Annotated in this window: 11 protein-coding genes; 5 read left to right on the top strand and 6 right to left on the bottom strand. The window is 70.2% G+C overall.

All coding sequences use genetic code 11. The annotated features are described in order from the left end of the window. Positions 1-45 precede the first annotated feature (45 nt). The 6 genes from GA0070619_RS17640 to GA0070619_RS17615 form a co-directional block, all read right to left on the bottom strand. Positions 46-1,074 carry a CE1758 family FMN-dependent luciferase-like monooxygenase gene (locus GA0070619_RS17640; protein ID WP_088949075.1) on the bottom strand — a complete coding sequence of 343 codons (1,029 nt, stop codon included), beginning with the start codon at positions 1,072-1,074 and terminating at the stop codon, positions 46-48. Positions 1,075-1,122: 48 nt separating this feature from the next. Then, on the bottom strand, positions 1,123-2,256 hold the full coding sequence (locus tag GA0070619_RS17635; protein WP_157744033.1) for a zf-HC2 domain-containing protein: 1,134 nt from the start codon (positions 2,254-2,256) through the stop codon (positions 1,123-1,125). Between the two features lie 180 nt (positions 2,257-2,436). After that, the gene (locus GA0070619_RS17630) at positions 2,437-4,242 is read right to left on the bottom strand and encodes a S8 family serine peptidase (RefSeq protein ID WP_088949073.1); all 1,806 of its coding nucleotides are present in this window, start codon (positions 4,240-4,242) and stop codon (positions 2,437-2,439) included. Between the two features lie 155 nt (positions 4,243-4,397). After that, complete coding sequence (locus GA0070619_RS17625) at positions 4,398-5,147, bottom strand: zf-HC2 domain-containing protein (RefSeq protein ID WP_088949072.1); 750 nt, start codon at positions 5,145-5,147, stop codon at positions 4,398-4,400. A 37-nt stretch (positions 5,148-5,184) separates the two neighbouring features. Then, the gene (locus tag GA0070619_RS17620) at positions 5,185-6,840 is read right to left on the bottom strand and encodes an RICIN domain-containing protein (protein WP_088949071.1); all 1,656 of its coding nucleotides are present in this window, start codon (positions 6,838-6,840) and stop codon (positions 5,185-5,187) included. A gap of 69 nt (positions 6,841-6,909) precedes the next feature. After that, positions 6,910-7,503 carry a sigma-70 family RNA polymerase sigma factor gene (locus tag GA0070619_RS17615; RefSeq protein WP_088949070.1) on the bottom strand — a complete coding sequence of 198 codons (594 nt, stop codon included), beginning with the start codon at positions 7,501-7,503 and terminating at the stop codon, positions 6,910-6,912. 467 nt (positions 7,504-7,970) lie between these two features. Between GA0070619_RS17615 and GA0070619_RS17610 the strand changes: the two genes are divergently transcribed. The 5 genes from GA0070619_RS17610 (at position 7,971) to GA0070619_RS17590 (ending at position 13,595) form a co-directional block, all read left to right on the top strand. Further along, complete coding sequence (locus GA0070619_RS17610) at positions 7,971-8,777, top strand: sensor histidine kinase (protein ID WP_158240938.1); 807 nt, start codon at positions 7,971-7,973, stop codon at positions 8,775-8,777. Next, the gene (locus GA0070619_RS17605; RefSeq protein ID WP_197699552.1) at positions 8,774-9,523 is read left to right on the top strand and encodes a response regulator transcription factor; all 750 of its coding nucleotides are present in this window, start codon (positions 8,774-8,776) and stop codon (positions 9,521-9,523) included. Before GA0070619_RS17610 ends, GA0070619_RS17605 begins: the two co-directional genes overlap by 4 nt. A gap of 114 nt (positions 9,524-9,637) precedes the next feature. After that, a complete protein-coding gene (locus GA0070619_RS17600) occupies positions 9,638-10,705 on the top strand; it encodes an ABC transporter substrate-binding protein (protein ID WP_088949068.1) in 1,068 nt (355 codons plus the stop codon). After that, positions 10,702-12,456: an ABC transporter permease gene (locus GA0070619_RS17595; protein ID WP_088949067.1), complete on the top strand. Its 1,755-nt coding sequence runs from the start codon at positions 10,702-10,704 to the stop codon at positions 12,454-12,456. Before GA0070619_RS17600 ends, GA0070619_RS17595 begins: the two co-directional genes overlap by 4 nt. Further along, the gene (locus tag GA0070619_RS17590) at positions 12,453-13,595 is read left to right on the top strand and encodes an ABC transporter ATP-binding protein (RefSeq protein ID WP_088949066.1); all 1,143 of its coding nucleotides are present in this window, start codon (positions 12,453-12,455) and stop codon (positions 13,593-13,595) included. The genes GA0070619_RS17595 and GA0070619_RS17590 overlap by 4 nt, the downstream gene beginning before the upstream one ends. Positions 13,596-13,749: the final 154 nt, after the last annotated feature.

Genomic DNA, 13,749 nt, shown 5'->3' with positions numbered 1-13,749 from the left:
CGCCCCGCGGTCGGCTCGGCAGCGGGGCGCCCCACGGGCGGCGGATCAGGCGGGCGGGGGGCCGCTGGCGAGCTCGCGCCGCAGCACGGGCAGCACCTCCGCACCGATGAGGTCCAGTTGCTCCAGCACCGTGCTCACCGGCAACCCGGCGTGGTCGATCAGGAAGAGCTGACGGTGATAGTCACCGACGTACTCGCGGTAGCCGAGAACCGCGTCGATGACCTGCTGCGGGCTCCCCACCGTCATCGGTGTGGTGTCCATGTGCTCCTCCAGCGAGGGCCCGTGGCCGTAGAGGGGCGCGTTGTCGAAGTACGGCCGGAACTCCCGGACCGCATCCTGTGACCTCGGCCGGACGAAGACATGCCCGCCGAGTCCGACGACCGCCTGCTCGGCGGTGCCGTGGCCGTGCGCGGCGTACCGCTCGCGAAAGGTCTGCACGAGCCGGGCCGTGTGCTGCCAGGGCCACATGATGTGGTTGGCGAAGAAGCCGTCGCCATGGGCGGCGGCCAGCTCCGCGGTCTCCTCGCTGGACACCGACGCGTGCCAGACGAACGGCGGATGGCCTGCGAGCGGCCGCGGCACCGCCGTGAAACCCCGCAGCGGCGTACGGAACTCGCCGGACCAGTCGACGGTGTCCTCGTCCCACAGCCGGCGCAGCAGCCGGTAGTTCTCGGTCGCCAGCCGGCGACTGTCGTCGGGGTCGCGGCCGAACCACGAATACACCGGACCGAAGATGCCCCGGCCGAGCATGAGGTCAAGCCGGCCGCCGCACAGATGCTGCACCGTCGCGTACTCCTCGGCGAGCCGGACCGGATCGTTCGTGGTGATCAGAGCCGTTGCCGTGGACAGCAGTATCCGGCTCGTCCGTGCGGCCAGGTAGCCCAGCAGCACAGCCGGCGCCGACACGGCGTACGTCGTGGTGTGGTGCTCTCCGACGGCGAAGACATCGAACCCGGCCGCCTCGGCGTGCTCGGCGATCCGCGCCGTGCTGAGTAGCCGCTCGTGATCCGTTGGCGCCCGACCCGTCACCGGGTCGGGGGTGCGGTCGCCGAGACTGTAGACACCGATCTGCATACCCCCCAGACGAACGGGGCCGGTGACCGGTTCAGATCGTGGCCCGGCTCATCCGCCGGGCGTGGCCGGCGCACCGGCGTCGCGGGGCAGATATGCGGTGACGACGACCCGGGTGCCGCGGGTGACGGCGAAGTGGGAGAGATCAGCGATGCCGACGGGTAGTTCACCGTCAAGCTCCTGCACGCCGGCGCGGCCGGTCCAGTTGACCAGCGGCCGCTGCCGGCCGTCGAAGGTGTAGCCGTAGAGCCGGTAGCCGGTGCCCTCGGCCAGGCCGCTCAGGGTGGCCCGCACGGTGACCCGGTCGCGTTCTTCGGTCAGGAAGACGGACAGGTTAGCGCCAGAGTCCCGGTCCGTCGCCGAGGCGACGGCGGTACGGACGATGTTCGTCTGCACTCCCGGGGCCGGCGGGGCGAGCAGCGCCCTCGCGGAGATTCCGGCCACCGTGAGGGCTGCCACGAGCAGGGCGCCCAGGCCCGCGAAAGTAACGGCACGCCGGGACAGGAGGCGCTTCCGTCGGACACGCTGACCGTCGTCCGGATGCGCGATGCCCGGCGCTCGGTCGAAGCCGCGTTGGGCGGGATGCGTGACGGGCCGTCGGGCGGTCCGCGTCGGCAAGGGTACGGCCGTCGGCGTGGTCTGTTCCTGGACGGGCGAGGGCTTTTCAACCAGCGTGGCCGGCGGGGGTGCGGCCGGGGGTGCGACCCGTGGCAGCGCGACGGCTGGGGGTGCGACGGGTGGGGGTGTGACCGGTGCCGGTGCCACCCGCTGCTGCGGTGGCTCCCTGCGCCCGAGGTCCGGCCCAGCGGGGGCAGACGCCTCCCCGGTGGCCGTCTCGGCACCCGTACCGCCGCGCCGCAGTCGGAACCGGCGTCGGTCGGTCTCCTGGGCCTCTCTGCCCGGCTGGCCGGCCGGCTCCTGCGGCGCGAACCGCGCCGGAAAGGCCGCCGGCACCGCCGCCCCCAGCGCCCCGTAGCGGTTGAGCAGGTGATCCCTGTCGTCGCTGAGCAGGGCCAGCGCGGCGAGCGTCTCGCACACCTCGGTCGCCGCAGCCCGGCACTGCTGGCACGACTGGAGATGGTGGCCGACCTGCTCCGCACTACGCCGGTCGAGCGCGTCGAGGTGGTAGAGAGCCAGCAGGTCCGCCACATGGGCTTCCGTACCGGAGACTTCTTCCACCTGCATCAGACCCTCGGTTCACCGACTTTCCACCAGTAATGCTTGAAACGTGCCCTGCCGACGCGCGGTTCACGTCGGCCGCGACAAACCCAGCAGCACCACTCGTTGCGCTGGGTCAGCTTGGCGGACGGGGCGCCGGGCGTCGCGCGGCAGCATCACCCCGCCGGCGGCCCCGAGCGGGTGTCGTCACGGCGCGTCTGGACGCTGCCGGGGCGACCTGGCTCCGATCGACGCCTTCGGCAGTGCCACGGTCTCGGCCCGGGTTCCCGGCCCGTCGCTGGCCACGGACGCCGTGCTGTCGGCTTGTTCTTCGTCCGGGTTCAGCTTCCCGCCGTCCGAGGGCGGTGGGTCGCCGACCGTTCGCCGGGAGACCGACGGCGCCCGTGGCGCGGAGGCCGGAGGAAGAGCGCCGCCGCGAACCGGCGGCGCGGCGGTCACCGGCCCGGGGCCGTCGTCGTCACCGTCGTTCTCGGTGTCGTCGCGCAGCAGCCGGCGGATCCGGAACACGAGCAGGACCGCTGCCGCGAGCGCGACCAGCGCCACGATGGCCAGCAACGCCGACCGTCCGCCGGAGCTGCCGGAGGTGAGCCGTCCGCCCGATTCCCGCCCCGGTAAGGCCACCTCGGCCTCCTCGGGCAGCACCTTCGTGACCGCGGCGGCGGCATTGATCATGCCCCAGCCGTATCGGCCGTCGGGCTGTGCGCCGTCGCCCATCTTGTCCGACGTCACCTGGAGACGATGGGCGACCTGCTCCGGGCTCAGGTCCGGGTACGCGGCCCGGACCAGCGCGACGGCGCCGGCGACAAAGGCCACCGCGTACTGGGTGCCGCTACCCGCGACGGCGCCGACCCCGGTGATCCCGACACTGCTCACGTTGACGCCCGGGGCGACCACGTCGATGCCGCCACCGCGATAGTCGGCGGCTCGCTGGCCGTCGACTGCCACACCACCCACGCGCAGCACACCGGGGCCGATCTCCGCGCCCGGGTTGACCGGTACCGAAGCACGTGCAGCGCCGATCACCACGACGACGTCCCGGGCCACCGCCTCCATGATCGCCTTGGCCACCTCGGGCTTGCTCGTGTCGACGAAGTTGCCCAGCGCGATGACTGTCGCGCCCGCCTCGACGGTGGCCTCGATGGCCGCAGCAGAGTCGGCCGGCTGGGCCTTGGCGTCGTTGCCCACGACCCGGACCGGCATCACCGTGGCTTCGGGGGCGACGCCCTTGACGTCACTGCCGTTGGTGGACTGCCCAACCACCAGACCGGCCATCGCGGTGCCCGAGCCGAGGCAGTCCGTGTCGCCGCGGCCGCTGCCGCTGGTGATGTCCATGCCGACGGCCACGTGACCACTGAGCGTCGGCAGGCTGCCGTCCACACCGGAGTCGACGATCGCCACGAGCTGCCCCTTGCCGCGGCTCTGCGGCCAGGCCTGGTCGGCGGCCAGGCGCAGGCTCGCCCAGTCGGAGCGACTGCTCGACGCCGCCGTGGTCGCACACTGCCCCGCCTTCGCGCGGGGCTGCGTCGGTGCCTTGCTCGGGACCGCGGCCGCGCCGGAGACCCGCTCCGGAGGGATGGTGGGCCGCGCCTTGGCGGTGGGCGTGGCCTTGGCCTTGCCGGGCAGCGGTTTGACCGGCGCGGCCGGCGCCTTGTCGGGCAGCACTCCGTACTTGACGCCCTCGCCGACGGCGTCCCAGGGCAGCACCAGCAGCCACCCGGCTCGCAACTGGCCCGGTTCCTTGAGGGTGGCGCCGTCTGGTTGCCGGCGGCCGGTGTTGAGGTTGCGGATCTCGACGGACCGCGCCCCGTCGCCGAGGAACCGGGCGGCGATGCTGGTGAGGTTCTCCGGTTCTCCCTGGTACGACGACGTGACGGCGTAGAACTTGACGTATTCGTCGGCGGCCGAAGCCGGGCTCACGGCTCCGACGATCAGAGCCACCATGACGAACACCGCGAGGCAGGCACCACGTGCCGACCGGGTGATCCAGAACATTCTCTACTTCCCTTTGTCGTCGCCCAGGGCGGATCTGCACACACGACGGCCGAGACGGCATCGTGGTTCACGGCCGGAGGCAATCTGCGGCGGCATCGCGATCCCTTCGTGCCACGCCGCCCTCCGGCGCTCAACAGGTGCGAAGGCGGCGTGCCTCAGCGCGGTGTCGTGGACGTGGCTCGGGGAAGGTGCACCGTGACCGACGGCGCGCCGTTCGCCACGCTGATCGTCACGAAGACCAGGTCGCCCAGTGCCACCGGCAGGTCACCGGAGACCTCCTGCACCGTGTCGGTGCTGGTCCACGACGCGATCTCGCGCGTCTGGCCGTCGAGCGTCACCGCGTACAGCTGGTAGCCGGTGCCGGCGCGCAGGCCGGTGACCGTGACCCGCACGTGCACTCCGCTGTCGGTCTCCGACGCGAACACCGAGGCCGCCGCGCCGGTGCGGGGCTCACTCCCGCTCGCCGCGACCGTCACCACCTCCGGCCCGGCCTCGTCACTCACCTGATCCAGAACGAAGAGGGCGCCGAAGCCGACGAACAGCACCACCGCAAGCGCAAGACCGGCCCGCACCAGCGCGAGCCGCTGCCGCCGGGGGCGCGGCTGCCGCCCGGGCCCGACGGACATCGGACGCCCGCCGGCCGGACGAACCGAGCCCGAGCCGCCACGGCGGGCAGCGGGCGCCGCCGGTCGGGTGACCGGCGACGCCTCCTCGACAGCCATATCGTCGCTGAGCAGCGCGAGGGCGGCGACGACCTCGCACACCTCGCGGGCCGTCACCCGACACGGCGCACAGTCGCGCAGGTGCCGGTCGACGGCGTCGCTGTCGGCGCGATCGAGGACACCCATGTAGTGCGGACCCAGCAGGTCCGTCACATGGTCGCCCAGGGCGGGTAGGTCCGGCACGCCGCTCAGCTTCCCGGCTCGCCGTGCCCGGCCGGCGTCACTGCTTTACAAATCGCCACTTCTGGTCTCTCTGGGTGTCCTGACGGTCAAACTGTTGGATCCAGTATCCGTTCCAGGTGGTGCCGTTGTCCCTCGTCGGCCCGATGTCCACGCCCAGCAGCTCCATCACGAAGCCGGAGCGGCGGTTGGTCATGACCACGTTCCCGGCGCCGACGTCCTCCAGCAGCCACTGCTGATTCTCGTCGTTGTCGTCACGCGCGTACACCGCCATCTTCGACCCCTTCTGCAGGGAACGGTCCTGCACGGACAGGGCCATGTTGTTCCACGCGCTCGTGATGATCACGTGCCGCCTGTCCGGCGCGGGGTAGAGCTTCCAGCGCTGGTCCTTGTACCCCTCGTCCTTCCACAGCTGGACCCGGCTACCGGGCTGCGTGTTCTGGTTGATGCCAGGGAGCTCCACGATCGACTGGGCCCACGGGCTGTCCAGGCGGTACGTGGCACCCGCCTCGTACGCGAACAGCTTCGGGCCCTGGGGCTTCTCACTGGGCTTCGCGGACGGGCTGGTGCTCGGCGAGGCCTGGACGCTCCGGCTCGCCGACGGCGTGGGGCTCGGCTTCACGGTGGGGCTCGGCTTCGTCACGGGGACGGAAAGCCGGTTGTCCTTCTCGTACTCGGCGACGTGCGCCGGAACCTGGTCGGCCAGCTGGGTGACGTTGACGCGGGGCAGGCCGGCCGCCCGCCGCACCGGGTCGATTCCCCACTGGTACGCGCTCAGCGCCAGTCGATACGGGTCCTCGCCGTTGAGCTCGGACAGTTGCTGCGCCATGTCGCACATGGCGATACCGAGTGCGGGGATCGCGTCCGCAGGCCGCCACACCGACGTTCCCTCGCCCGGCTGGTACTGCTCCCACATCGTGGGCGTGAACTGGGCGACACCCTGACGGTCCGACGTGCGCTTGTTCACGTCGAAGTCGGACAGTGTCCGCAACTGTGCCGCGATCCGGGCCGGCGTGATCTGCGGGCAGACCTTTCCGGCGACCTGGATCGGTTGGACGAGAGCGTCGGGCACCTTGACCTCGCCGGCCGTCCCGGAAGCGGCCGACTGGGTTACCGCCTTCTCGGAGAACTGCGGCTGCTCGGCGTACCAGGCCGCGTACGCCTTCACCTTGTCGACGTAGGGCTTGGCGTCTTTCGGGACGCCGCGGGCGTCGAGCACCGCCTTGACTCCGGTCTGCTCCGCGGCGATGGCGGCCGGCCAGAGGTCTCCATCGATGTCGGCGGAGCGCAGATGGCCCACGTTCTCGCAGGTCCGGTGACCCAGCGCGATGATGTTTGCCCGCCGGTCGGCGCGACTGGCATCGGACGAGGGCCGCCACTTCTCCCACGCCGCCTGGTCGAGACCGGCGATCATGTCGGGGCTGCTCTTGAAGCCGGACGCCGCCATGATCTGCGCGGCGAGCTTCGGCGGATTGAGGGCGGGGCAGGACAGGGCTGCCTCCACGATGGCGGGCACGTCACCGTCCGGAACCGGCTCGCCGACCAGCTTGTCCGGGTCCGCAGTGGCGGCCAGTTCGAAACCGACGGCCCCGGACGCCAGGATGACGCCGACCAGGGCGACGATCTCGACGCGCTTACGCGTCGACGAGATGAGCCGTCGCCACGGGCGGCGCTGGCCACTTGCGGTTGCTTTCATCGACTCACTCTTACGCTCAGTGGGTGTGGGCACGTGTCGTGCACATGACGGCCGGGCAGCTACCCCGGTTCACAGCTGATCGGATTTTCTTGGGCGTGCCTCGCCCGCATCGCCGTTGCCGGTCGGCCGTCTCTCGCCTGCGGTTCCGAAATCGAAGCCCCGGCTGACGAGGGCCTCCCGCATGGCCCGCAGTGCATAGAAGGTGCGTGACTTGACGGTGCCGGCCGGGACGTCGAGCGCGTCGGCGGCCTCGGACACCGACCGTTCCCGGAAGAAGATCTCGACCAGCGTGATGCGTAGCCGCTCGGGCAGGGAGTCGAGCGCGGCCCGGACCTCACGCGCGTCGAGGAGGCGCTCGATGGCGTCGTCCTGCTGCGCATGATCGTCGATATAGTCGACCGGCAGCTCCGCCGGACGGACGTCGGCGGAGCGCATCTGGTCGATCAGGATGCGTTTGGCCACGGTGAACAGCCAGGCTCGGTTCCAGTTTCCCTCGGCGTTACGCGCCTCTGGATTCCGCCAGGCCCGCAGCACCGTCTCCTGCACGATGTCTTCGGCTCGGTGAACGTCACCCCTGGTCAGGCGGGTCAGGAAGCTCAGCAGCACGGGCGCGTGGACCTGCTGCAGATGCCGCAGGGCTGCTACATCTTCGGGGCTGTCCATGCCCTGACCCGGACCGTCCGCTGGGGACTGGGCGCCAGCTGCCGTGCCGCTGGCGCCGCTGACTTCTGGGGAGGGTCGCACGCGGCAAAGACTTGCACCGGGATTGCGGATTGTCTACTCAGTGACACTGACGGTGACAGTCTGGCCGGTGGTTGTCTGGGCTGTTCATCGATCGCGCCGAGGTGTCCGGTGGCGTGGCGTCGGCCGCTGAAAACTCACGGAGTGTGACGACCATGTCGGGGCGTTCGGTTGATTGGCAGACGGCCGAGACGGCATTTGACCAGCGTGAACTGTGCCGGGGCACGCGCCCGGCAAGCCGTTGCCTGGGGCAAGCTAACCTACGTCCACTGTTCACTCGGCGGTAACGTCGACTGTTCACTCGGCTGTAAACACGGTCCCGACATCTGCCGCGTCCCCTGCCGGACCGCGACCGGTTCGGCGGGCCACCGATGGGAGGAGGGCCGAGCATGGACACCGCTTGGGTGGTGGCGGTGGCCTCCGTGGTCGGCGGTGTCGTCGGCGCTTCGATCATGGCGCTGAGCATGCGTCGCACGGCCGCCGCGAGGAGCAACGAGCTGGCACAGCTCGAACAGTTGGTGGAGCGGCGGGCGGAGCAGGTGACCGCGTTGAGCCATGAGCTGCGGACCCCGCTGAGCATGATCAAGGGGGCGGTCGATCTGTTGCGGGAGGGCACCCCGGGCCCGCTCACCGCCGCGCAGGCCCGCTTCCTGCAGGTCCTGGACCAGCAGTGCACGCAGGTCATCGGGCTGTGCGAGAGCCTGCTGATCCAGGCCAAGATCGAGGCTGGGTTGTTCACGCCACACCTGGAGAGGGTGGACGTGTCGGTGGTGGTGCGTGAGGTGGTGACCGCGATGCGGCCGTTGTGTGCGCAGCGGCAGCAACGCATCAGCCTCGACATGCCCCAGGTGATGCCGCGCATCCGGGCCGACCCGATGCTGCTGACCCAGGCGCTGACCAACCTGCTGTCGAACGCGAGCCGGTTCACCACGACCGGCGGGAATCTCGACGTGCGGGTCATGCTGATCGACACTGGCGTGGCGGTCTACGTATCCGACGACGGTGCGGGCATGAGTCAGGCGGAGCGGCAACGCCTGTTCCACCGCTTCGCCACGGGTCGGCCGCTGGCCGACGGCACCGGCCTCGGCTTGGTGATCACGAAGACGATCGTGGAGCTGCACGGAGGCGAAATCATGGTGCACACTGCGTCGACCCGGGGGACCACCATCCTCCTGACCCTGCCGGACCGGCCGTGACGCGCGCCGGCGAGCAGCCCGGGAGTGGGCCTACCGCGCTGGTGGTCGACGACGAGCCGCAGATGACGATCATCGTGGAGTTCGCTCTGCAGACCCAGGGCTTCACCGTCCTCACCGCCCACGACGGGGCTACCGCCCTGCACCTGCTGCGGACGCATTCGGTGGACCTCGTGGTGCTGGACGTCATGATGCCCACGATGGACGGGCTGGCCCTGTGCCAGCGCATTCGCGCGCGCTCGGAGGCGCCAATCATGTTCCTCACCGCGCTGGCCCAGCGTGACGACATCATCGCTGGGCTGGAGCACGGTGCCGACGACTACGTCACCAAGCCGTTCCACCCGCGGGAGGTGGCGCTGCGGGCGCAGGCGCTGGTGCGTCGCCGCCGGGGGTCGGGCACCACGGTCCAGGTCGGTGAGCTGGTCATCGAGCCGGCCACCCAGACCGCGACGTTGGCGCAGCACCGGCTCGACCTGCCGTTCACGGAGTTCAAGCTGCTGCACCACCTGGCGGTGCGCCGCGGCGTGCCGCAGTCGTGGCAGGACCTGCTCCGGGAGGTCTGGGGCACCACGGACCTGATCGGCGGACGAGACGTGGTGAAGTCCGCGGTGTACCGGCTGCGCTCCCGGCTCGCCGGGACGCCGAACGGATCGGCGTACGTGCGCACCCTGCGGGGGGTCGGCTACCTGATGCCCGAGATGGCCGCCGGGACCGCCGAGGACGGGGACACGTCCCCAGCGGCCAGGTGACGGCGGCGTCACCATTACTTACACCGCCGTCACCGGGGCACCGTTCACACGCCTTTAACGTGGCCGTCACACCACTCGCATTGATTCGGGCGGCTTAGTAGGGGAGACCACGTCATGGCGACGAACAAGATACGGGGCAACCGCGCACTGCTGGCGACAGCGATGGCGGCCTCGCTGCTGCTGGGCGCGGCCGGCTGCGCCCGCGAGGGTGGCGCCGAGGCCAGCAAGGACAGCGGTGTGGCGCACGTGGTGTGCGGCGCCACCGAGGACTGGTGCGCGGCGACCACCAAGAAGTTCACCGAGTCCACGGGGGTGAAGGCCGACTTCGTGCGGCTCTCCAGCGGCGAGGCGCTGGCGCGCATCAAGGCCGGCAAGGGCAACGCGGAGTTCGACGTCTGGTACGGCGGGCCCGCCGACGGGTACGCCTCCGCCGGCGACGAGGGGCTCCTGGAGGCCTACACCTCGCCGAACGCGGGTGTCATCCCGGCCAAGTACAAGGACCCGCAGGGCACCTGGACCGGCGTCTACGTCGGCGCCCTGGGCTTCTGCAGCAACAGCAAGCTGCTGACGGAGCGGGGAATCGGGCTCCCCGACTCGTGGGCGGCCCTGCTCAACCAGAAGCTCGCCAAGGACATCGGCATCGCGCACCCGTCGACCTCGGGCACCGCGTACACGACGCTCTGGACCCAGGTGCAGCTGGCCGGTGGCGACGAGGGCAAGGCGCTGGACTACATGCGCAAGCTGCACCCGAACGTCCTGCAGTACACCAAGTCCGGCTCGGCGCCCGCCCAGATGACCGCCCGTGGTGAGGTCGCGGTGGGGGTTATCTTCGCGCACGACTGCGTGGCCACCATGGAGGCCGGCTTCCCCGACCTGAGGCTGAGTTTCCCGGCAGAGGGCACCGGTTACGAGACCGGCGGTGTCGCCCTGGTGAAGAACGCCAAGAACCCGACCAGCGCCCGCAAGTTCGTCGACTGGGCCCTCACCACCGAGGCGCAGGAGGTCGGCCCGAGCGTCAAGGCGTACCAGTTCCCGACGAACCCGGACGCGAAGGTGTCGGACAAGGTCGTCCCGCTCTCCGGCATCAAGATGGTGGAGTACGACGCGGTGGCGGCAGGTAAGGCGAAGTCGGCGCTCAACAAGCGTTTCGACGCCGAGGTCGCGCAGGCGCCGAAGTCATGACCACGTTGTTGTCCGATCCCGGGGTGATCGCCCCGATCCCACCCGGGGCGGTCGCGCCGAGGCGGCGCCGCCGCCTCGGCGCGGGGCTGCGGGTCCTGGTCGGGGTCTGCGCGGCAGTGGTGGTGATCGGTGCGGCGATCCCGCTCGTGGCGGTGCTGGCCACTGCCTTCGCGCCGGACGCGCTGCCCCGCTACGTCGAGTTCTTCAGCTCCTCCGTCGATCTCGGCATCCTGCGGAACACGTTGGTGCTCGGGGCGCTGGTCGGGTTGTGCGGCACCGCCCTGGGGTTCCTGTTCGCGTTCGTCCAGGCCCGACTGGACGTGCCGGGTAAGAAGATCCTGCACCTCATCGCCCTCATGCCGATCGTCAGCCCGCCGTTCGCGGTCGCCACCGCCACGGTGGTGCTCTACGGCCGGCGCGGCGTGATCAGCAACGGCTTGTTCGGGCTGGAGTACGACATCTACGGCCTCGACGGCCTGGTGTTCGTGCTGTCGCTGTCGCTGTTCCCGGTGGCGTACCTGGGCCTGCTCGGCATGATGCGGGGCCTGGATCCGGCACTGGAGGAGGCGGCCATGAACATGGGTGCCAGCCGCTGGCAGATCATGCGCCGCGTGATCCTGCCGCTGCTGGCCCCCGGGCTCGTCGCCCCGTTCCTGCTGCTCTTTGTGGAGGCGATCGCCGACCTGGCCAACCCGCTGGTGCTCGGTGGCGACTACACGGTGCTGGCCAGCCGCGCCTACCTGGCGGTCACCGGTGAGTACGACACCACCAGCGCCGCCGTCTACTGCGTGATCCTGCTGGTGCCGTCCCTGGCGATGTACTTCGGCCAGCGGTGGTGGCTCAACCGCAAGGTGCGTACCACCATCACCGGGCGACCGTCCGGCTCCGTGCACCTGATCACCGGCTGGAGCCGGTGGCCGGTGTACGCCCTGGCGCTGTTCGCCGCCGCGATCATCGTGAGCATCTACAGCACTGTCATCCTCGGCTCGGTGACCAAGGTGTTCGGCGTGGACAACACCTTCACCCTCGATTACCTCAAGGAGGTGCTGCTCGGGGTGGGAGTGGAGGCCGTCCTCGACACGTTGACGTTCGCGGTCATCGCCACTCCGATCGCCGCCATCCTCGGCCTGCTCATCGCCTGGCTGGTGGTTCGCCACCTGCGACGTACGGCCTGGCTGCTCGACCTGGGCGGCACGCTGGGTGTCGCCGTGCCGGGCACCGTGCTGGGCATCGGCTTCGTCCTCGCCTACCGGCCCGAGCGGTACGTCGGCGACTACCTGGTGTTCCCCAGCCTGGTGGGTGGTAGCGCGGTCTTCGCCGGCGCGATGGCCATCGTGGTGGCGTTCGTGATCCGTAGCGTGCCCGCGGGGCAACGGACGGCGGTCGGTGCGCTGACCCAGTTGCATCCGCAGATCGAGCAGGCGTCGACCGACCTCGGGGCCAACTCGCTGCAGACGTTCCGTTGGGTGACCCTGCCGTTGATCAAGCCGGCCCTGCTCACCGGGTTGAGCTACAGCTTCGCCCGCAGCATGACCTCCGTGTCGACCATTGTCCTGCTGGTCACGCCGGAGACGAAGATCATCACATCGCAGGTGCTCAGCGCCGCGAGCACCGGCCGGTACGGGGTGGCATTCGCCTACTGCACGGTGCTGACCGTGCTCGTCCTGGTCGCCTTCGCGATCATCCGACTGCTCGTCGGCGGGGGCGCCGCACTGCACCGCACCGCCAAGTCTGAAAGGCCGAAACGATGACCGTTGCCGCGCCCACCGAGGCCGCTGCGCTCGCACCCGCCGGACGTGGTGAGGCCAGCACCGGACGCCTGCAACTCGAGGCCCTGACCAAGCGTTTCCGGAGCCGTCCCGAGGACGTCACCGCAGTCGACAGCGTCTCGCTCGACGTCCTGCCGGGGGAGTTCATCACCCTGCTGGGCCCGTCGGGCTGCGGCAAGACCACCACGCTGCGCATGGTGGCGGGTTTCGAGGACGCCACGAGCGGCAGCATCCTGCTCGACGGCAAGGCCATCGACGACATGCCACCGCAGCGCCGACCGATGGCGATGGTGTTCCAGAGCTACGCCCTGTTCCCGCACATGACCGTCGCGCAGAACATCGCGTACGGGCTGAAGCTGCAGCGGCGCACCAAGGCCGACATCGCCGAGGGCATGCGGATGGCGGTGACCAGCATGAACCTCGTCGGGCTGGAGGACCGTAGTCCGCACGAGCTCTCCGGCGGCCAGCAGCAGCGGGTCGCGTTGGCCCGGGCACTGGTGGTGCAGCCGAAGGTGCTCCTGTTCGACGAGCCGCTGTCAAACCTGGACGCGAAGCTGCGCGACGCCATGCGGACCGAGATCCGTCGCATCCAGAAGATGTTCGGGATCACCAGCATCTACGTCACCCACGACCAGGACGAAGCGATGAGCATGTCCGACCGGGTCGTGGTGATGAACAAGGGCAAGGTCGAGCAGGTGGCGACGCCCGGCGAGATCTACGCCCGCCCGGCCAGTGTCTTCGTGGCGGACTTCATCGGTCGGGCCAACTTCATCGAGACGGTGCCGGAGAGCATCGCCGACGGTAAGGCGACGGTGACGGTGCTCGGCCGGCGGCTGACTGTGCCCACCCACTCGACGGTGGTGGCCGGATCGGGGGACGCGTACCTCATGGTCCGTCCCGAGACGGTGACGTTGTCGCCGGTCACCGATGGTGGGACCGGCCTGGGCGTGGTGCTGCGGTCGACGTTCCACGGGCCGAGCATCGACTACGAGGTGGAGACGACCGGCGGCACCGTCACGGTGACCGAGTCGGGCAAGGACCCACGGGATGCGGTGGCCGAGGGAACCAATGTGGACGTGGCCATCGACGCGGACCGGGCGTACCTGCTGAATCGGGAATGAGCCTGTGGCGGCCCTGCCGGCCTCCCCCGCAGTGTCGGCGGGCCGCCACCGGTCGACAACATCTGTATAAGAAGGAGTAGGCGTGCCCGCCAGCCCGGAGCCGATCGCCCCCGCCGACGGTGGCCAGCGAGCTGGTGATCGGGCATCCTGCCAC

Origin of the sequence: Micromonospora zamorensis (genome assembly GCF_900090275.1) — a bacterium.
Taxonomy (GTDB): domain Bacteria; phylum Actinomycetota; class Actinomycetes; order Mycobacteriales; family Micromonosporaceae; genus Micromonospora; species Micromonospora zamorensis.
Note: the sequence above shows the minus strand (reverse complement) of the source record. Positions and strands in the feature narration are given on the sequence as shown.

What these genes read in the sequence shown, in the direction of transcription:
- GA0070619_RS17635 (WP_157744033.1), bottom strand. Translation starts at nt 2,256, where the DNA reads ATGCAGGTGGAAGAAGTCTCCGGTACGGAAGCCCATGTGGCGGACCTG.
- GA0070619_RS17595 (WP_088949067.1), top strand. Translation starts at nt 10,702, where the DNA reads ATGACCACGTTGTTGTCCGATCCCGGGGTGATCGCCCCGATCCCACCC.
- GA0070619_RS17630 (WP_088949073.1), bottom strand. Translation starts at nt 4,242, where the DNA reads ATGTTCTGGATCACCCGGTCGGCACGTGGTGCCTGCCTCGCGGTGTTC.
- GA0070619_RS17590 (WP_088949066.1), top strand. Translation starts at nt 12,453, where the DNA reads ATGACCGTTGCCGCGCCCACCGAGGCCGCTGCGCTCGCACCCGCCGGA.
- GA0070619_RS17640 (WP_088949075.1), bottom strand. Translation starts at nt 1,074, where the DNA reads ATGCAGATCGGTGTCTACAGTCTCGGCGACCGCACCCCCGACCCGGTG.
- GA0070619_RS17610 (WP_158240938.1), top strand. Translation starts at nt 7,971, where the DNA reads ATGGACACCGCTTGGGTGGTGGCGGTGGCCTCCGTGGTCGGCGGTGTC.
- GA0070619_RS17620 (WP_088949071.1), bottom strand. Translation starts at nt 6,840, where the DNA reads ATGAAAGCAACCGCAAGTGGCCAGCGCCGCCCGTGGCGACGGCTCATC.
- GA0070619_RS17600 (WP_088949068.1), top strand. Translation starts at nt 9,638, where the DNA reads ATGGCGACGAACAAGATACGGGGCAACCGCGCACTGCTGGCGACAGCG.
- GA0070619_RS17615 (WP_088949070.1), bottom strand. Translation starts at nt 7,503, where the DNA reads ATGGACAGCCCCGAAGATGTAGCAGCCCTGCGGCATCTGCAGCAGGTC.